Origin of the sequence: Gordonia sp. SMJS1 (genome assembly GCF_029866425.1) — a bacterium.
Lineage (GTDB): Bacteria > Actinomycetota > Actinomycetes > Mycobacteriales > Mycobacteriaceae > Gordonia > Gordonia hongkongensis.
The window spans coordinates 1,366,428-1,384,316 of record NZ_CP123381.1 but is presented as its reverse complement, the minus strand read 5'-3'; the positions used below and the strand labels follow the sequence as shown (position 1 = coordinate 1,384,316).

Genomic DNA, 17,889 nt, shown 5'->3' with positions numbered 1-17,889 from the left:
GGTGCGGCAGTGGGCCACTGCTTCCTGTTCCGAACCGCTGGATCTGCGGTTGCCGGAGTGCGGAAAGCCGCCCCGCGGGTCGAGCAGGCAACTATTGAGAGCGGTGGGCCGGCGACCGCACCTCGGGGCAGATACGCCAGACAGTCCCACCGGCTGAGGTCGACTGCGCTCCTTGACAGCGCCTCACCGCCGGCGCGCGACGAAACTCAGCCCGAATCCCCTCGGACTGCCTCGATCGAATATTAGCCAGGATCCGAGATCATGCGTGACTGAAGTGCGACCACTGTCGACGATTGCTGCACAGTCAACGCGAATCGACGCACTGTCAACGAAAAACACTGCACAGCGGACGAATTCGCGCGTCTCGCGCCTGTGGAAAACCCTCGAAATCGAACGAATGTGGATCTCCTGACCTGAAAGTGGGCGGTTTTCGGTCAGTTTCGATGTGGGAGTTCCGGGCATGCGCCGCCCCTGGTGAGGTTGGCCATCGCGATCAAAGCATCGGGAGTGTGAAATCCGTATGACCGCTTTGTCAATGACCGCAGATGGCAGTTCGTCGCCTCGACTCGAGCGTTGCTCATCTGACACGTGACCGCGTTGTAGATTTGCACCTCTCGTTTACGGATACTCGGCGCCAAGGTGCGAATCTCGGGTATATCGCAGGCCTCTGCCTTCCTCAACCAGCGCCGCAACGGCGCCCAACATGAGGAGTACGCACCTGAAAGTATGTGCCTTATTTCTTCTTTCATCTGATACGCACGGGCCAGCACACTGTTGGCATCGGCGACCACGATGGACTGCAGCCGCTCTTGACTCTCGGTGAGGTTGTCAGGATTCTTCAACAACGCCCACCTCAATCGGCCGCGTTCCACCTTTGACAAGCCAGCTATCCGGCTCATCACCCGAGACCGGCATCGATCCAGCGCCTGATTGACCCACTGCAGCACATGAAATGGGTCCATACACCAGTACGCTCCCGGCGCCCGCTCGGCGAGGACCGCACCGATGTACTCGGCGCCATCAGCACTGATGTGGGTGATCTCGCCGGCTCGCACATCACCCAGTTCATCGAAGAACCGCTCGATGGTCGCCTTCTTGGCGCCCTCACCAGCCCACACCAGTTGCCCTGTGTCATGGTTGACCACGACGACCAAGTACCGGCGGCCCTTGCGATAGGCGATCTCATCGATACCGATGCGCCGCAACCCGTTCAAGCGTTTGGTGAGTCCGACATGATCGTCGACCACACGCTCGACGATACGAGACACCGTCCGCCAGGAGACCCGCAGGTAGGCGCTCACCGCGGTCATCGGGGCGTGCGCACACATCCACGCGACGGTGTCGTCAAACGCCCTGGTCATCTTCACTTCCGGACGTGCCCACGGAACCAACTCAGTCTTCACACCATGGCGAGGGCACCGCACACGCGTCGCGGGCAGCTCGAGGAAACACCGCCAGCCGCCCATATCCAGATGCCGCCACAACCGCGGTGCCGGCGGCTGATCGTAACCCGGGCAGCGCTTCTTGCACTGCGGACACCGTGATCGTGCGTTCTTGTGCAGTTCTAGTGTCGCCACCATGACGTGCCCGCGATCATCCTCATCGAACCTGACACCCACGACACGGGCACGCTCGATTCCAAGCAACTTCTGCAGTACTCTGACAGTGCGCAACGCCCACTCCTCTAGGTCTTTTTCTTCGCAAGTCAAAACCTAAGCGAGACTGGGCGTTGCGTGCATTAGGCTCGCTAAAAGTAGCCCACTTCAGGGTCAGAAGAGCCACGAATGTTCCGGTATCTTGGACTCATGCCAGAGCTAGCCACTCTCCTCGATCAACTCATCGAGACCACCCCACCCGCCGACGACCCCACGGGCCGATCACCATTCGACGCGCTCGAGACGCTGCGCTTGATCCGCAACACCGTCGACCACCAGATCGTCACCCACGCAGCGCAACTCGACGCCCTCGGAGTCGCACAGAAAACCGGCAGCACCACCAAGAAGCTGCTGATCGAGTCAGGACATGCACCTGCCGCCGCTCTTCGCACCATGCGAAGTGTCGACGCCCTACCCAACCTGCCCGCTGTGGCGCGTCACGCCGCCGATGGGCGACTATCCGGCGAGATCGTCGATGCCATCGTGCGAGGCATGAATGAAATCGAGAAGCACTGTGGCGACGCTTTTTCCGAGGATAAACGTTCTCGCTATGAGATCGAACTGATTGCCCAAGCGCTCTCGGGTGCGACGCCGACAGACGTGCGCAAGCACGCGCGGGCCATCGGCAACACATTGGTGGATGACACCGAGGCCGGCCTCGCCGCCGCCGACGACACATCGCTGAACGCGGTCAACGCCCACACCACCGACGACGGCCGCGTCGAAATCCGCGCCGACCTCACCCAGGTCGTGGGCGAGAAGTTCCTGACGATGATCGACGAACGGTCCTGCCCACGACCCGAACCCGACGGCTCCGAAGATCGACGCACCGCCGAGCAACGCCGCGCCGACGCCTTCGAGTTGATCCTCGACCAAGCCGCGATCGGCGCTACCGTCGATACCGTTGGTTCCCCGCGCACTCAATTGATGCTGACGATCCCCGCGACCGGAGACCTCGCAACGCTGCCGTGGACCGGATCGGTCAGCCAAGCCACCGCGAAACAGGTCTCGTGCGACGGCTCGCTCACGGAGATAATCCTCGATAGTGAGGGCGTACCACTACAGATGGGTCACACCCGCCGGTTGTATCCGTCACACTTACGCAAAGCGATCATCGTCCGCGACGCCTGCTGCATCAAATGTGGTGCACCGCCGTCCCATACGCAGGTGCATCACATCAAGTCGTGGGCCGACGGCGGACCCACCGACCTCGACAACGGCTGCCTGCTCTGCCAACGCTGCCACACCCAAGTCCACCACCACGGCTGGGACATTGTCATGGGTTTCGACCGACACCCCTGGCTCGTCCCACCCGCGACCATCGACCCACAGCGCCGATCATTACCCGCCTACAACCGACGCACCATGCGACTCGACGACGCCGCCTGACCGCTGCCGCGACAGACCACCAGGCGTTCGCGTAGCACCTTCGCACCCGGCGCCCGCCCGGGACCGCATCCGTCCCTTGACAACTCCACAGAGACATAGCAGTCGGCTCCGTTCCCCTCCACATGTAGAGGGGAACGGAGTCCGCGGGGCAGACCATCGTCGCCCCTCGCTACATCGGCTGCGCCCGCCGCACCTGGTCGGCGGCGCGGGCGGCGTCGAGTTCGACGTCGGTGCGCATGACCGCGGGGCCGACGCTCAGCGTCCCCGACGTCAGCGGTTGCGTCCGAAGTCCACCACGTCCGATCAGAGCTTTGCGCACCCCGTCCCCGGCAACGGTGTCCATCCACGAACACGGATGAGCAGGGCGTCCGCCGCGGAACCGGATCGGACCCGACCCGGTGTCCAGCTCGAACTCCCGTCCCCGCAAGGGATCGAGCTCGACACCACGCACGACGACGTTGCGGCGGGCCAGAACAGGATCGGCGTCAGCCGCCGCCGCCATCCATGCTTCGAGCGCCAGAAACGTCACGGCCGCCTCGGTGTGGGCCCGGATTCCGTAGAAGCGATCACCACGAATCCCCTTGTCGGCGACGATCTCCACCGAGGCTGGGGTGCGGGTCTCGACCTCGTCGGCCGGGCCGTCCTTCGGCCTACCGAAATAGGCGTGCTTCGGCGAGACGACGAATGTGACTATGTCGCAGTGGTATTCGAACTCCATCAGCCGCGTTCAGTATCCGGAGAACGAGTCGGTGTGGACACGCCACGGCCGGGACCGCGTCGTACCGTCGAGGCGGCGGACCGCCGCCGACGTCCGTTCGACGAACGCAGGCGTACCTGACACGTAGTAGTGGGCGCCGGCAGCCCTGGGACCGATGAGTTCGGCGAGCCGGGCGGGATCGTCGATCCCGTCGGCGAGTTCCGGCGCCTCGACGGTCGCAATGCGCGCGTTCGCGGCCCGGGCGCTCTCCAGGTCATCGGCGTATACGGCACGCCCCTGATCTCGCAGCACGTGCGCGATGGTCAGGCCGGAGAGATCGTGGCCCGACTGCACCAGCTCCCGCACCATCGACACGAACGGAGTGATCCCGATCCCGGAGGCGATCAACACCACCGATCCGGTCGCCGGAAACGACCGCGGCAGCACGAAGTCCCCACCGATCTCGTCGACGTAGACCCGGCGTACGCTGCCGTCGACCAGCGCTGCCTTGTAGGTCGACAGCGCCGCGGCGACGGTGAAGCCGAACTCCACCGGTTGCTGCCGGGGCGCGGACACGAACGAGAAGACCCGCCGCGAACCCGACCACACCGGCGCCGACCACCGCGGCACACTGACACTCGACCACTGCCCCGCCCGGAACACCGCTGCGCCACCGACCGGTTCACCGCGCACCACGTAGGTTCGGTCGGCCACCGGGACGGTGACGACGTCGAGCGGCACCCGGCGCGCAGTGCCCGACACCAGTCGGACGAGGAACGCGTACAGGCATCCGACGAGCAACGCCACCTCGGGCACGAACGCCAACGTGTACGCGTCGGTGATCGCAATCGTGTACTGGCAGTGCATGAGCACACCGACCAACGCCGCATACACCAGTCGGTGCAGCTCGGTGGCCGGCGACGTCAGCGGCTCGGGCAGCATGATCGCCGCCACGAACAGCATCGGACTCGACACCACCCATGTGGACAGATCCTGGCCGCCGCGTACCAGTTCGACGACCCCGATCGTGACAAGGGAGGCGCCGATGAACACCAGGGCCAGTCGCCACTCGCGGATCAACGTCACGACCACCGCACCGATCACGACCATCGGGACGAACAGCGGATCGGCGGCCACCCACCAGAACGGGAAGCTGATGCCCTCGACACCGGCGTATGCCAGCGCGTAACAACCGACCGCACCCGCGACCGCGGGATTGACGATCAGCCGACGACGCCATGCGAGAACATATTTCGACGCCGCGGCGATGGCGGTGCCCACCGCGACGGTGGCGACGGCGGTGTCCTCCGAGCCGCCGGGCAGGACGAAGAACAGAATCAGTCCCGTGATCAGCCACGAATCCGAGTTCGGCGGCACCCGCAGCACTCCGGCGCAGACGTAGCTCACGACCCCGCTGACCCCGACCGCGACGACCAGCCACACCGCCAATTCGTCCGGACCGTAACCGAAGTCGGCATCGGTCGCCGAGACGACGAAAGCGACTGCGGCCAGCACCACCAGCCCGCAGAGCACCGCCCGATACGGGGTCAGGTGCCGCCGGGCCGCGTCGATCGGCGAGAGCAGCTGCGGCAGAAGCGTTGTCACAGGAACAATCCCAATCCGGGGATGGCGGTGTGTTCGACACTCCCGTTGCGTCGGATGGTCACGTGATGAAAGCCCTCACGGTGATGGTCGAAATCGCCGCGCAGGAACGCCGCGGGCGTGAAGAACAGCGCCGTCGCCAAGCCGTCGGCCTCCATCGCCGACGGCGCGATCACCCAGGTCGCCAGCACCTCCCGCGCGGGCGAGGCGGTACGCGGATCGACGATGTGGTGCCAGTCGGCCCACACCCGCCGATTGCTCGCCGAGGCGCAGATCGCGCCGCCGGCAACGGACACGACGCCGATCGCCTTCGTCGTGTCCAGCGGATGCTCCAGCGCCACCCGCAGTCCGCGGGAACGCGGCGATATCACCATGTCCCCACCTGCGTCGACCACGAAGTCGTCGACGTGGCCGCCGACGATCTCCGCCACCCGGTCGACCGCGAATCCCTTTCCGGCCGCACCCACGTCGAGCAGAGCCGGTTCGCGAATCTCCAGCGCACCGACATGCTCACCGATCACCGCCTCCCAGGCCGGCGCCGTCGGCACCGGCGCCGACGCGCGGAGCGTGTACGCCGCGTCGTAACCGGCCTCGGCGAGCGTGCGCCCCACCAACGGCGACACCGCGCCGCCGGTGAGGCCGTACAGACGGCGGTACCAGTCGACCAGCGCCTGGTCGGAGTCGGCGATCGGGTATCGCCCCGCCTCCCTGGCCATCTGCGCGACCGTCGAATCGTCCCGGAACCGTGACCAGGCCCGGTCGATCCGGTCGATCTCGGTGTTCACCGCGTCGACGACATCGGCGGGGAGTGGTTCCGGGGTGCTGATCGTCCACCGGGTGCCGATCGCCTCGAACGCCCAGTGGTGCCCGGTGCCGACGGAGGTCAGGCCTGCGCCTCCTGTTTGATCTGTTCGATCGCCTCGTTGAAACCGCCGGAGGTGAGCGACGAGCCGGACACCTTGTCGACCTCGATCTCGTCGATGTTCTTGCCCACCACGACGTCGGAGATGCCGCCGGCGAACTTGCCCTGGTACTCGAGCGACGGGCCCTTGGTCTGGCTGGTGTCCACCGACACGGCGGTGATGACCGAGTTCGACAACGTGACGGTGACCCCGACGCTCTGCGGACCACCCGGCGAGATGTACTCACCGCGGGCCGTGTACTCGCCGTCCTCGTACTCGCCGGAGCCCGCGTCGGCGGCCTCGGTGGCAGCGGAGCTGCCCGTCGCGGCGCCGGTCGTCGTGCCGGTGGCCGAGTCGTTTGACCCGGAGTCCTCGGACGAGCATGCGCCAGCCACGAGTCCGACCACCGCCATCGCCGCGACCACCCCGCCGGTGCGGGCGAGGACGGACGATCCCCGCGGGCTGCGGGACGGGCGCGAAGAACGGGGGCCGGGTTCGGCGATCGTGCTCGGGTCGAGGGTCTCGGTTGGCTCTGGGGTGTGCGTCATGCACCAATTGTGCCGATTGCGCGGCCATTGGTCCCGGCGACGGCCGCGGGGCGTTCCGAACGGTCTCAGCGTCCCGCGGCTGCGACCCTCGCCTGGATGGCGTCGACGAAGACGGTGCGGATGTCGGCCGCGTTCTCCGCGACGTAGGTGGTGCCACCCGTGGCCTCGGCGATCTGCTTCAGCGCATCGGAGTCGGCGTCGTCGGAGATACCGATCGTCAGCACCAGCACCGGTCGTGCCGGATCCTCCAGGCGCTTCAGTTCGGCGAGCAGATTGTCGAGCGTGATGCTGTCGGGGTCCTCGTTCTGTCCGTCGGTCATGATGATGACGCTGTTGGAGTAGTTCGGGTCGTAGGTGTCCTGCACCTTCTTGAATGCGGCGAGGGTCGTGTCGTAGAGACCCGTCCCGCCCCCGAGGTCCGACAACCCCTCTTCGACGGCCCGGCCGAGCGCGTCCCGATGCGTACCGCTGCCCGAGCGGGCATCGAGGCGGCGGATCGGGGCGAGCTCCTCCCAGTCCTGTCCGGGCCCGCCTTTGTTCACGCTGAACGCCCAGCCGCCGATCATCGTGTTGTTGGGGAAGAGCTTGAGTCCGGTCTGAGAGGCGTCGATGAGCAGGCCCGCCCGGGTGGTGCCGCCGGCCGGTGTCTCCATCGAGCCGGAGGTGTCCTGGACGATCAGCGAGCGGATCGGCACACCCAGTACCTGCCACTGCCGCAATGCCTTGTCGACGGACGACGGGTCGCGCAGCTCCAGTTCCTTGACCGGCTGACCGACGCCGTTTCCGTCGGCGTCGCGGTATCCCGAGTCGGCCAGCGCTGCGCGCCCGGCATCGGTGTTCAGCGCGGTGACGAGGGCCGCCCCGGCGTCGGCGGCCGCCTGCTGGCGCGCCGCGGGAGCCGTGTTGACCAGCGGATAGTCGAGCATGACCGTGCCCGCCGCGGGGATCGTCGACGTCAACTGCGAACCCTGGTGCGTGCGCATGAACAGATCGAACTGTTGCTCGGTGGTGACCACCGGGACGCCCGAGGTGTTGGCCAGGTTCAGACGCGTGCCCTCGTTGTCGTTGGCCAGGCGCGCATTGTTCTGCTGGATGGCGAGGATGGTCATCGCCTCGGTGAAGTCCTGGTCGGCGAGCTCGCCGGAGTCGACCGCGGCGAGAGCACCGATGATCGGGGCGTCGCCGGTGCTGGTGTCCACCGGGCTGCCGGTTCGCAGATCAGGCAACTTCATGACCTCGACCCAGGTGCCCAGCTCGGGTACGTCGGTGCCGGCGACGACGGTCGGGGTCGACGCGATCGACGGCGACACCATATCGAGGTCACGACGCACCTGGGTCGTCACCCGGCGGGCCTGCACCTGCGAGTCCGCGACCCAGAGGTCCGGAGCCGCTGCACCCTGGGTGAGCAGGCCGGGCACATCCGCACCCGCGGCCGTCTGCACGTCGTAGTCGAAACACGAGTCCGCGGACGCCTGCCGCGCCACCTCGCGCAGCGGACCGGTCATCGCCGAGTCCGACGCGACGGCGACCCGGGTCCGGTCCGCGCAGCCACCCGCACCCGTCTGCCAGATGATGACGCCGGTGACCAGGGCTACGACGACCAGCAGGACCGCACCCGCCCACAGCCATCCCCCGCGGCGGCCCCCATCGGTGTTGCGGTGCTCGAAGCCGAAGTCGTCATCGCTTCCCGACCGGGCATCGTTCGACCTGCCTCTGTCCGATGAAGTCTGGGCGCGTGGCGGAACCGCCCCACCCGACCGGTCGTTCCCGTTCCACTCGTTTCCGGCGCGATCGGCGCCGGAGCTGTGACGCCCCATTGTTCTTTTCCCGTTCCCCTCGTACGGCGGCGGTCTGCAGACCCGCCTCTCGCGTGGTCGCCGCACGACGCATCGACGCATCGGCGGTCGCGGCCCGCGTGTTCACGCGTGGCTCAGCCGAACACCTCGCGGAATTTCAGCAGCGACTTACGCAGATCCCCCGACACCGCCATGGCCGCGGTCTTACCCACGGGCCCGATCAGCGGCAGCCCACCCAGATCAACAGTGAAGGTTACTTCCGATCCGCTGGAAGTGGGAGCGATGCCCAGATCCAGCTTCGCCTTGACCCCGCCTTTGCCGTTGCCCTTGAGGCGGACGTGCGAGACCGGCTCGAACTTCTCGACCACCCAGTCGAAGCGGACGCGGGTGCCTTTGACCCGCACGATCGAGGAGACCTCGGTGCCCTTGCGAAGGTCGGCGGACGCTGGGATCGGGCTGCGCCACGTCTCGTGGATCACCAGCCATTCGCTGTACCGCGAGAGATCCGATGCCGCGGCCCAGGTATCTTCCGGTGACAGATCAACGCCGATGGAGTCACTCGTCTTCGCCATGACCCAAGAGAGTAGTGCCCCCGCCTCCGCCGCCGAACAGGCACGTTCGCTGCTGGGCTCGCGGGTGACCGGGCACGGGGTGACGATCCGGCTGACCGAGGTCGAGGCGTACGCCGGTCCCGACGACCCGGCGTCGCATGCCTACACCCGAACCGCCCGCTCGGAGATCATGTACGGGCCCCCGGGACGGTTGTACGTCTATCGCATCCACGGCCACCATTGCGCGAACGTCGTCGTCGCCGGGCCGGGACCCGCTGCTGCGGTGTTGCTGCGCGCGGGCGCGGTGGTCGACGGCGTCGACCTCGCACGCGCCCGGCGCGGTGCGACGCGCTCGGGGCCGGTCCCCGACGCCAAGCTCGCCAGCGGGCCGGGCAACCTGTGCCGTGCCCTCGGGCTCACGATGGCCGACCTCGACACCGATCTCGCCGACCCGTCGACCCCGGTCACCCTCGACCCCGGGGCACCGCGTCCGGGGGAACGCGTCGTCGCGGGGCCTCGGGTCGGGGTCCGCCGCGCTGCCGACCTGGCGTGGCGGTTCTGGATCGACGCCGATCCCACGGTGTCGGCGTATCGCCGACATCCGCGGGCGCAGCTCTGAGAACTACTCGGACTACCGCTGCGGGTGCTGCGGCTGCTGGGGGTTCTGCGGCCGGGGATTCTGGGGCTGCGGGCTCTGCTGACCCGGTAGCGGCTCCCCGGGGTTGGTGGGATTGGTCGGCGGAGTCTGTCCCGGGTTTCCCTGTCCCGGCGCGCCGACGGCCTTGCGCACGGCGTCCTGCGCCTTGTCCACCTGACCCGAGTACTTGTTCTTGGTGACCTTGTCGATGGCGTCGCCGCCCTTCTCGATCAGGCTCGGATTCTTCTGCAGCGTGGCCCTGGCCTTGTTGACGAGTCCCTTGAGATCCATGACGTCTCCTCTGATCGACGTGCCGGACACCTTCCGGCCACTTGCCGCAGATTCTATCGGTCGGACGTGAGCACCCCGCTGACCTGCGCTTCGTCCCCGTGCTGATCGTTGTCATGCGTGGCGACCCATCGGGGCGCCACCCGCGAGACGACCTCGACACACGCGATGCCGACCGCCGCCGAGAGCAGGGCCACCGTGTTCATCCCCCAGTTCGACGAGTCGAGCCGGAACAGGTCCTGGGTGAACGGCCACGCGAAGATCAGCACGTATGCGGCGGCGGAGACCGCGAGGAGCACCGCCTTCCACCAGTTGTACGGACGGGCGACCACGGCGAGGACGTAGACCGCGATCGCGATCAGCGTCATCAGCGCCGCGGTGGCGGCCTGCGTCTGAGGCTGCGAGAGTTCGACGGCGTCACCACCCACCTCGACGCCGGCGCCGCCGGGGTTGACGATCACGTAGGTCACGAAGGTGCACAGGCCGACGATGATGCCGTTGGGCACGGCGCTGAGCAGCACCCGCCGTACGAAACCACGCCGGGCCCGCTCGTTGTTGGGGGCCAGCGACAAGACGAACGCCGGGATGCCGATGGTGAACCAGGCCGAGATCGTCACGTGGATCGGCTGGAACGGATAACTGAGCGGGTCGGACCCGAACAGTGCGCCGAGAAGTCCGCCGACGCCGACGAACAGTGCGAGCAACACCGCGTACACGGTCTTGGTCAGGAACAGATTGGAGACGCGCTCGATGTTGCCGATCACACGCCGACCTTCGCCCACCACATACGGCAGGGTCGCGAACTTGTTGTCCAGCAACACGATCTGCGCCACCGACCGGGCGGCCGAGCTGCCCGAGCCCATCGCCACGCCGATGTCGGCGTCCTTGAGCGCGAGGACGTCGTTGACTCCGTCGCCGGTCATCGCGACGGTGTTGTCCCGCGATTGCAGCGCCTTCACCATGGCCCGCTTCTGATCCGGCCGGACCCGCCCGAACGTGACGCCCCGTTCGACGACGTCGGCGAGTTCGCCCGTCTCCGAGGGCAACTCGCGCGCGTCGACCGAGGACTCGGCCGATCCGAGGCCCAGCGACGCGGCGACCGCCCCCACCGACCGGGCGTTGTCTCCGGAGATGACCTTCACCGCGACGTGCTGCTGTCCGAAGTAGTCGATCGTGTCGCGCGCATCGGGCCGGACCCGCTGTTCGAGGACCACGAGGGCCACCGGCGAGACGGTTCCCGGAGCGACCTGACCCGGCGCGGGTTCGGTGTCCACGGCCACGTCGGTGCAGGCCAGCAGCAGCACGCGGAGTCCGGCGGCGCCGATGTCGGAGGCGAGGCGGGCCGTCTCGCCCTCCGGGTCCAGCAGGACGTCGGGCGCACCGATGAGCCAGTGACCGTCGTCGGTGCCGGCGGTCGGGCCGGACCCGCTCCCGCGGAACGACATCCCGCTCCACTTGGTGGCCGAGGTGAACGGTTTGATGGCCGCCACCGACCAGTCGGGTGGGATCGGATGTGCCTCGGCGATCGCGATCATGCTGGCGTTGGGCCGCGGATCGTGGGCGGCGAGCGCGGCCAGCACCTGTCCCGCGGTCTCGGCGGGCACCGTCCCGAGGGAACGCACCTCGGCCAGCCGCATCCCGTTCTCCGTCAGGGTGCCGGTCTTGTCCGCACAGACCACATTGACGCGCGCGAGCCCTTCGATGGCCGGGAGTTCGTTCACCAGACACTGCCGCTGACCCAGCCGCACCACACCCACCGCGAAGGCGATCGAGGTCATCAGGACGAGCCCCTCGGGCACCATCGGCACCAGCGCGGCGACCATGCCGAGCAGGGACCGCCGCAACCCGTTGTCGCTGACGAAGAGTTGGTTGACGATGGTCAGGACGCCGGCGGGGATCAGCAACCAGGTGATCACCCGCAGGATCTGGTCGATGCCGGAGCGCAACTCGGAGGAGACCAGCGTGAACTTCGACGCCTCGGCCGCGAGCTGGGCCGCGTAGGCATCGGCGCCGACCTTGGTGGCGCGGTACGCGCCACCGCCGGCGACCACGAAGCTGCCCGACAGCACCGCGTCTCCCGGGTCCTTGTCGATGGGGTCGGCCTCGCCGGTGAGCAGTGACTCGTCGACGTCGAGGGCGATGGCCTCGACGACCTCGCCGTCGACGACGATCTGATCGCCGGCACCGATCTCGATGATGTCGTCGAGCACCACCTCGTCCGGCGGTACCTCGGTGACCTCGCCGTCGCGCCGGACTCGGGGTCGGGTCTGGCCGACGATCGCGAGCTTGTCGAGCGTCCGCTTGGCCCGGACCTCCTGGATGATGCCGATCCCGGAATTGGCGATGATCAGCAGTCCGAACAGGCCGTTGATGAGTGATCCGGTGAACACCACGATCGCGAACAGCACCCCGAGAATCGCGTTGATCCGGGTGAAGACATTCGCGCGGACGATGTCGGCCACACTGCGGCCGGACCGGTCGGGCAGCGCGTTGACCTGGCCGGCCGCGACCCGCTGCGCCACCTCGGCCGCGGTCAGGCCGGCGTCCGCGATCTCCGTCGGCGAGCTCACGTCGAAGCCTCCCACCAATTGGGTTGTGCCACACCGCTACCGGTCCGCGTTGTCAGGTCGATCGAACCGCCCGGTTGCGGCACCAGGATCGTCGGCTTGTCCGGCCCGGCGTCCGCCTGTAACCGCGCGATGGGCTCCCCCCAGGGATGGCGCGCGAGATTGAACGTGCCCCAGTGGATCGGGATGAACACCGAGTCGGATCCGGTACCGGGCGAGACCATCCGGTGGATCGACAGGGCCTCCTCGGGGTTCACGTGGATGTCCGGCCACATCACGTCGTAGGCGCCGACGGCGATGAGGGTGAGGTCGAACGGGCCGAGTCGGTCGCCGACATCGGCGAAGCGCTCGCTGTGTCCGGTGTCCCCGGAGAAGAAGACCTTGTGATCCCGTCCGGTGATCGCCCAGCTGCCCCACTGGGTGAGGTTCCGCTCCAGCCACCGGCCCGAGAAGTGTCGCGCCGGACCGCAGGTGAACCGCAGCTCGCCCGCGCCGGTCGGCACCACCACCTCATCCCACCAATCCGCCTGCCGGATGCGATCTTCCGCGATCCCCCAGGAGGCCAGATGCGCGCCGACCCCGATCGTCGTGACGAACACCGCGTCGGGCTGGGTGTCGGCGATCGTGACGACGGTGTCCATGTCGAGATGGTCGTAGTGGTCGTGACTGATCAGGACGACGTCGAGTGGCGGCAACTGTGACGGCGCCAGTGGGGCGGAGTGCATGCGTCCGGGCCCGACGAGTTGGCTGGGCGAGCAGCGGCGGCTGAGGACCGGATCGGTGATGACCCGCGCGCCGTCGATGTCGACGACGGCGGTGGCGTGGCCGAGCCAGGTGACGGCGAGGTCGCCGGGGGCCTCGAAGCGTGGGACCGTCACCATGACCGGTCGGCGCGGCCGGCCGGGCCGCCGGGCCATGTCGGTGAGGACCTGCAGGCTCGGATCGGCGATCGACGGGGGTTCCGGGTTGACGAAGGCGCCGTTCCGCAGATGCGGGCTCCGCCGCACGTGCGGCGCTATCTGGTCGCGGGAGGCGCCCAGCGCGCGGGCGGGACCGAGTCCCTCGGCGGCGAGCCGCGCCACGACGGCGTCGGCCACCGCCACTCCCGCCGAACCCGCACGCGCGAGGACGTCGCGGCGCAGGTCGTTGGTGCCTTTTCTACCGGTCGTGGAGGTCACGTTCACACAGTAGTGCGTTCGGTGGCGTCACCCCGGGCAGACGGCGGTCGCGCCGCGCGGTGCACGCCTCCCGAGTGTCCCCGGTGTGATCTGCGATTTCTTCCGGGTGAACGGCATTGTGCGCCTCACCGGCACTGATAGGCTGCGGCGATATTGTCCACCCGAGCATGCGCCGGCGCATGTGGTCAGGAAGATACCGCAGTGGCACGGATGTCCGTCGACCAACGTCGAAGCGCGCTTCTCGAATCGGCGTACCGTGTGATCGCCGACCATGGGGTCGAGGGCGCGACCACGCGTCGCATCTGCGCCCACGCCGGCATGCCGCTCGCAAGTTTCCACTATGCCTTCGAGAGTCGCACCGCACTGTTGTGCGCGGTCATGGAGACGGCGGTCCCCACCGACATCGAGCGCATGCTGCACGCGGTGCTGCCCGCCGCCGACTACGGACCCGAGCCGGGCGTGGAGACGATGCGGTCGAGCATGGTGAGCCAGTTCCACGCGTTCTACGACCTGCTCAAAGCCGATCCCGGCCGGATGCAGGCGACCATCGCGCTCGGCATCTATGCGCACAATCACCCGGAGCTGCAGCAGGTCGGCAAGCACATGTACGAGCAGCTCTACCGGGTGGCCTCGGCCGGGCTGCGGTCGATGGCCGACCTGACGCCCATGGAGTGGACCACGCCGGTCGAGGACCTCGGTCCGCTGATCATCGCGGCGACGAACTCGATCACCCTCGTCTACCTCAGCACCGCCGACGACAAGGTCGTCGACGCGATCATCCGCTCGATCACCGATCAGCTCATGACCCATGTCAGCTTCGGGTGAGGCGCCCGACGCGGCACCGGTGACGCCGACGCCCGCGCCGTGGCTGAGTGATCCCGAATCCTATTGGGCGGCAATTGATCAAGCGGTCGCCGATGCGGGACTCGACGCACCGGTCCTCGCACTCGACCGGGCCGCCCTGGAGCACAACGTCGCCGATCTCACCCGTCGGTCGGCGGGTGTCCCGATCCGCCTGGCCACGAAATCCGTCCGTGTCCGCTCGGTCATCGACGACATCACCGCGCGCGCCGGTTTCGCGGGGGTGCTCGCCTACGACGTGGCCGAGGCACACTGGCTCGCCACGACCTCGGGGATCGACGACGTGCTGATGGGATACCCCAGTGTGCGGCGGGATGCGCTGGCGGCCTTGGCCGCCGACGAGGTCGCGACCCGTCGGGTGAGCGTGCTCGTCGATTCCGTCGACCAACTCGACCTCATCGACGCCGTCGTGCCTCCGTCCGCCCGGCCGCCGATCCGCGTCGCGATCGACCTCGACGCGTCGTACCGCCTACTGGGCGGGCGGGTGCACATCGGGGTTCGCCGCTCGCCGGTGCACTCCCGTCGTGACGCACTGGAGCTGGCACGGATCATCGTGGCACGTCCCGGCTTCGATCTCGTCGGGGTCATGTCCTACGAGGCGCAGGTGGCCGGGGTGGCCGATGCGGCGCCCGGTAAGGCGTTGGCCAACCGGGCGATTCGCGCGATGCAGCGACGTTCGATGGCCGAGTTGCGCCGTCGCCGCGGCAAGGTGATCGACGACGTGCGCCGGATCGCCGACCTGGAGTTCGTCAACGGAGGCGGCACCGGTTCCCTGGAGGAGACCGCGCGCGACCGCTCGGTCACCGACATCGCCGCGGGCAGCGGTCTGTTCGGCGGCCATCTGTTCGACGGGTACGCGCGGTTCCGTCCCGCCCCCGCGCTGTCCTTCGGTCTCGACGTCGTCCGCCGCCCGGCGCCCGGCGTCGTGACCTGCGCGGGCGGCGGTTGGATCGCGTCCGGCCCGCCCGCTGCCGACCGGTTGCCCACACCCGTGTGGCCGCACGGACTCACCTACGTCGGTACCGAGGCCGCCGGCGAGGTGCAGACCCCACTGCGAGGTGCGGTCGCGGACGAGATCGCCGTCGGGAGTCGGGTGTGGTTCCGGCACACCAAGTCCGGCGAGGTGTGCGAACGAGCGCGCGAGGTCGCGATCATCGGCCGCGACGACGCCGGGCACGCAGTGGTCGATGAGGTCGTACCGACCTACCGAGGAGAGGGCAGGTGCTTCCTGTGAGCAGGACCGCTGCGCGTTCGGCGCCCGGCTGGCGCAACTGGGGCGGCACCGCGGCCTGCACGCCGAACCGGGTGCGGCACCCGGCGAGTGCCGCCGAGATCGCCGACATCGTCCGGGAGACGGCCGCGCGCGGCGGCACGGTGAAGACTGTCGGCGCGGGACACAGCTTCTCCCCCATCGCCGTGGCCGACGACGTGCAACTCGACCTGTCGCGCCTGCGTGGTCTAGTCGCGGCCGACGGCCACCGAGTCACCGTGCGCGCCGGCACACACCTGCACGAGATCCCGGGGATCCTGGCACCTTTCGGACTCGCGATGACCAATCTCGGCGACGTCGATCGTCAGACGATCGCCGGCGCCACCTCGACCGGAACCCACGGCACCGGGCTCGCCTTCGGCGGCATCAGCACCCAGATCGTCGGCGCGACCATCGTCACCGGCTCCGGCGAGATAGTCACCGTGACCGCCGACGACGCCGACATGCAGGCCGTCGCACTCGGCCTCGGCGCGCTCGGGGTCGTTGTGGAACTGACCATCGACTGTGTCGACGAGTTCCGGCTGCACGCGGTCGAGGGTCCCGAGACGGCCGATGCGGCGATCGCCGCCTTCCACGAGCGCGTCGCGACCACCGACCACCACGAGTTCTACCTGTTCCCGCACACCAATTGCGCTCTGGTGAAGACGAACACACGGGTCGGTCCCGACGCCCCGGTCACCGGGCCGTCGCGCGTCAAGCGCTACATCGACGACGAACTGTTGAGCAACAAGGCCCTTCGTCTGCTGTGCGAGATCGGTGCGCGCGCACCGCGATTGGTGCCGACGATCAACGGGGTCACGGGACGCGCGCTCTCCGCGCGCGAGTTCACCGACTCCTCCACCGGGGTCTTCGTCTCCGACCGCGACGTCCGGTTCCGCGAGATGGAGTACGCCGTCGACCTCGAGGCCGTGCCGGCGGCGCTGCGCGAGATCCGCGCCCTCCTCGACCGGCGCGACCACCTCGTCAGCTTCCCCATCGAGGTCCGCGCCGCCGCGGCCGATGACCTCATGCTCTCCACCGCCTCCGGACGCACCAGCGGTTACATCGCCGTACACCGTTATCACCGCGACGATCCCGCCGACTCCGATGCTTACTTCGCCGACGTCGAAGCCATCCTCACCGGTCTCGGCGGCCGGCCCCACTGGGGAAAGATGCACACCCGAGACGCCGAGTATCTACGCGGCGTCTATCCACGGTTCGACGAATTCCGTTCCGTCCGGGACCGATACGACCCGTCCCGCGTGTTCGCCAACGACTACCTGCGGCGGGTGCTGGGCGACTAGCGTCCGGCTTCAGCACTCCACCACGCTGAGCGGATCTCGGCCAGTGCACCGGCGGCCATCGCCGCCGCGGAACCCACCTCGCCCTGGCAACCCACGTCGGCACCCGAGATCGACGCCCCCGATTTGATGAGCCCGCCGATCGCACCCGCGGCCAACAGGAACCGGACGGTCACGTCGTCGGGAGCCGTTGCCGAATGGTACGTCCGTACCGACCGACGGATTGTCGGACTCGCGTCGGTCACGACGAAACCGCCGCCGACCGAGTAATACCGTTCAGCAGGCAGTCGCGCACCGCCCCGAGTGGATGCCCGCAGTTCCATCGCGTTCGGGTGCCGCGGACGGATGACCCGCGGATGGCAACCGATGTCGTTCGCGCACGGTCATGATGCGACCCCTGTCGGGTAGAGCGGCCGAGCCTGGCTCGCGACGGTCCCTCGACGCCTGTGTGGCTCGTGGAGAAACGGTCGCACGTCCCGCTTGACACCGCAAGACCCGAGACGCACACTTGTTGCATAGCATGCGCGTCGTTGCGTATGACGCAACAAATCAACACTCCCCCAGCTTGGCCCGGCCGAATCCACGTGCCGTCCGACTGTCTCGAGATCGACTGCAATGCAGTTGATCTCGATGTAACCGCCATCCCGACAGATCCGTCACCGACCGTG

15 protein-coding genes and 1 pseudogene are annotated in these 17,889 nt (G+C 68.0%); 5 read left to right on the top strand and 11 right to left on the bottom strand.

Features of this window, described 5'->3' with window-relative positions; all coding sequences use genetic code 11:
• Positions 1-434: 434 nt before the first annotated feature.
• Positions 435-1,580, bottom strand: coding sequence for an ISL3 family transposase (locus tag QAD21_RS06315; protein WP_226514296.1), 1,146 nt, complete (start codon positions 1,578-1,580; stop codon positions 435-437).
• A 204-nt stretch (positions 1,581-1,784) separates the two neighbouring features.
• On the opposite strand from QAD21_RS06315, the gene QAD21_RS06310 reads away from it, so the two are divergent.
• Positions 1,785-3,044, top strand: coding sequence for an HNH endonuclease signature motif containing protein (locus QAD21_RS06310; RefSeq protein ID WP_280360855.1), 1,260 nt, complete (start codon positions 1,785-1,787; stop codon positions 3,042-3,044).
• 169 nt (positions 3,045-3,213) lie between these two features.
• On the opposite strand, the gene QAD21_RS06305 is transcribed toward QAD21_RS06310, so the two are convergent.
• From QAD21_RS06305 to QAD21_RS06280, 6 genes are all read right to left on the bottom strand, one after another.
• Positions 3,214-3,762: a molybdenum cofactor biosysynthesis protein gene (locus QAD21_RS06305; protein WP_280360854.1), complete on the bottom strand. Its 549-nt coding sequence runs from the start codon at positions 3,760-3,762 to the stop codon at positions 3,214-3,216.
• 9 nt (positions 3,763-3,771) lie between these two features.
• The gene (locus QAD21_RS06300) at positions 3,772-5,346 is read right to left on the bottom strand and encodes an oxidoreductase (protein WP_280360853.1); all 1,575 of its coding nucleotides are present in this window, start codon (positions 5,344-5,346) and stop codon (positions 3,772-3,774) included.
• Complete coding sequence (locus QAD21_RS06295; RefSeq protein WP_280361621.1) at positions 5,343-6,188, bottom strand: FAD:protein FMN transferase; 846 nt, start codon at positions 6,186-6,188, stop codon at positions 5,343-5,345. Before QAD21_RS06295 ends, QAD21_RS06300 begins: the two co-directional genes overlap by 4 nt.
• Positions 6,189-6,226: 38 nt before the next feature.
• Positions 6,227-6,793, bottom strand: a complete 567-nt coding sequence (locus tag QAD21_RS06290) for an FMN-binding protein (protein ID WP_280360851.1) — start codon at positions 6,791-6,793, stop codon at positions 6,227-6,229.
• 65 nt (positions 6,794-6,858) lie between these two features.
• Entirely contained in the window at positions 6,859-8,610 is a 1,752-nt protein-coding gene (locus tag QAD21_RS06285; protein WP_280360849.1) for a substrate-binding domain-containing protein, read from the bottom strand.
• A 113-nt stretch (positions 8,611-8,723) separates the two neighbouring features.
• Positions 8,724-9,161 (bottom strand): SRPBCC family protein, encoded by a 438-nt coding sequence (locus tag QAD21_RS06280; protein WP_058251681.1) that lies wholly within the window; start codon positions 9,159-9,161, stop codon positions 8,724-8,726.
• Between QAD21_RS06280 and QAD21_RS06275 the strand changes: the two genes are divergently transcribed.
• On the top strand, positions 9,139-9,759 hold the full coding sequence (locus tag QAD21_RS06275) for a DNA-3-methyladenine glycosylase (RefSeq protein ID WP_058251682.1): 621 nt from the start codon (positions 9,139-9,141) through the stop codon (positions 9,757-9,759). The two genes, QAD21_RS06280 and QAD21_RS06275, sit on opposite strands and share 23 nt — an antisense overlap.
• A 12-nt stretch (positions 9,760-9,771) precedes the next feature.
• Here the strand turns inward: QAD21_RS06275 and QAD21_RS06270 are convergent, their stop codons facing one another.
• The 3 genes from QAD21_RS06270 to QAD21_RS06260 are packed head-to-tail and all read right to left on the bottom strand — an operon-like array spanning position 9,772 to position 13,816.
• Positions 9,772-10,068 carry an antitoxin gene (locus tag QAD21_RS06270; protein WP_058251574.1) on the bottom strand — a complete coding sequence of 99 codons (297 nt, stop codon included), beginning with the start codon at positions 10,066-10,068 and terminating at the stop codon, positions 9,772-9,774.
• A gap of 53 nt (positions 10,069-10,121) precedes the next feature.
• Positions 10,122-12,635 (bottom strand): HAD-IC family P-type ATPase, encoded by a 2,514-nt coding sequence (locus QAD21_RS06265; RefSeq protein WP_280360846.1) that lies wholly within the window; start codon positions 12,633-12,635, stop codon positions 10,122-10,124.
• Positions 12,632-13,816 (bottom strand): MBL fold metallo-hydrolase, encoded by a 1,185-nt coding sequence (locus QAD21_RS06260; protein WP_065630790.1) that lies wholly within the window; start codon positions 13,814-13,816, stop codon positions 12,632-12,634. Before QAD21_RS06260 ends, QAD21_RS06265 begins: the two co-directional genes overlap by 4 nt.
• Positions 13,817-14,011: 195 nt before the next feature.
• On the opposite strand from QAD21_RS06260, the gene QAD21_RS06255 reads away from it, so the two are divergent.
• From QAD21_RS06255 to QAD21_RS06245, 3 genes are read left to right on the top strand one after another with little or no spacing between them, the layout of a single operon-like run.
• Complete coding sequence (locus tag QAD21_RS06255) at positions 14,012-14,635, top strand: TetR/AcrR family transcriptional regulator (protein WP_065630789.1); 624 nt, start codon at positions 14,012-14,014, stop codon at positions 14,633-14,635.
• A complete protein-coding gene (locus tag QAD21_RS06250) occupies positions 14,619-15,905 on the top strand; it encodes an alanine racemase (protein WP_137810895.1) in 1,287 nt (428 codons plus the stop codon). Before QAD21_RS06255 ends, QAD21_RS06250 begins: the two co-directional genes overlap by 17 nt.
• Complete coding sequence (locus QAD21_RS06245) at positions 15,893-17,224, top strand: D-arabinono-1,4-lactone oxidase (RefSeq protein ID WP_280360843.1); 1,332 nt, start codon at positions 15,893-15,895, stop codon at positions 17,222-17,224. The genes QAD21_RS06250 and QAD21_RS06245 overlap by 13 nt, the downstream gene beginning before the upstream one ends.
• A 32-nt stretch (positions 17,225-17,256) precedes the next feature.
• Here the strand turns inward: QAD21_RS06245 and QAD21_RS06240 are convergent.
• Positions 17,257-17,589: pseudogene (locus QAD21_RS06240) on the bottom strand (L-serine ammonia-lyase, iron-sulfur-dependent, subunit alpha); the annotation flags it as partial.
• Positions 17,590-17,889: the final 300 nt, after the last annotated feature.

What these genes read in the sequence shown, in the direction of transcription:
- QAD21_RS06315 (WP_226514296.1), bottom strand. Translation starts at nt 1,580, where the DNA reads ATGGTGGCGACACTAGAACTGCACAAGAACGCACGATCACGGTGTCCG.
- QAD21_RS06310 (WP_280360855.1), top strand. Translation starts at nt 1,785, where the DNA reads ATGTTCCGGTATCTTGGACTCATGCCAGAGCTAGCCACTCTCCTCGAT.
- QAD21_RS06305 (WP_280360854.1), bottom strand. Translation starts at nt 3,762, where the DNA reads ATGGAGTTCGAATACCACTGCGACATAGTCACATTCGTCGTCTCGCCG.
- QAD21_RS06290 (WP_280360851.1), bottom strand. Translation starts at nt 6,793, where the DNA reads ATGACGCACACCCCAGAGCCAACCGAGACCCTCGACCCGAGCACGATC.
- QAD21_RS06285 (WP_280360849.1), bottom strand. Translation starts at nt 8,610, where the DNA reads ATGGGGCGTCACAGCTCCGGCGCCGATCGCGCCGGAAACGAGTGGAAC.
- QAD21_RS06275 (WP_058251682.1), top strand. Translation starts at nt 9,139, where the DNA reads ATGGAGTCACTCGTCTTCGCCATGACCCAAGAGAGTAGTGCCCCCGCC.
- QAD21_RS06280 (WP_058251681.1), bottom strand. Translation starts at nt 9,161, where the DNA reads ATGGCGAAGACGAGTGACTCCATCGGCGTTGATCTGTCACCGGAAGAT.
- QAD21_RS06270 (WP_058251574.1), bottom strand. Translation starts at nt 10,068, where the DNA reads ATGGATCTCAAGGGACTCGTCAACAAGGCCAGGGCCACGCTGCAGAAG.
- QAD21_RS06250 (WP_137810895.1), top strand. Translation starts at nt 14,619, where the DNA reads ATGTCAGCTTCGGGTGAGGCGCCCGACGCGGCACCGGTGACGCCGACG.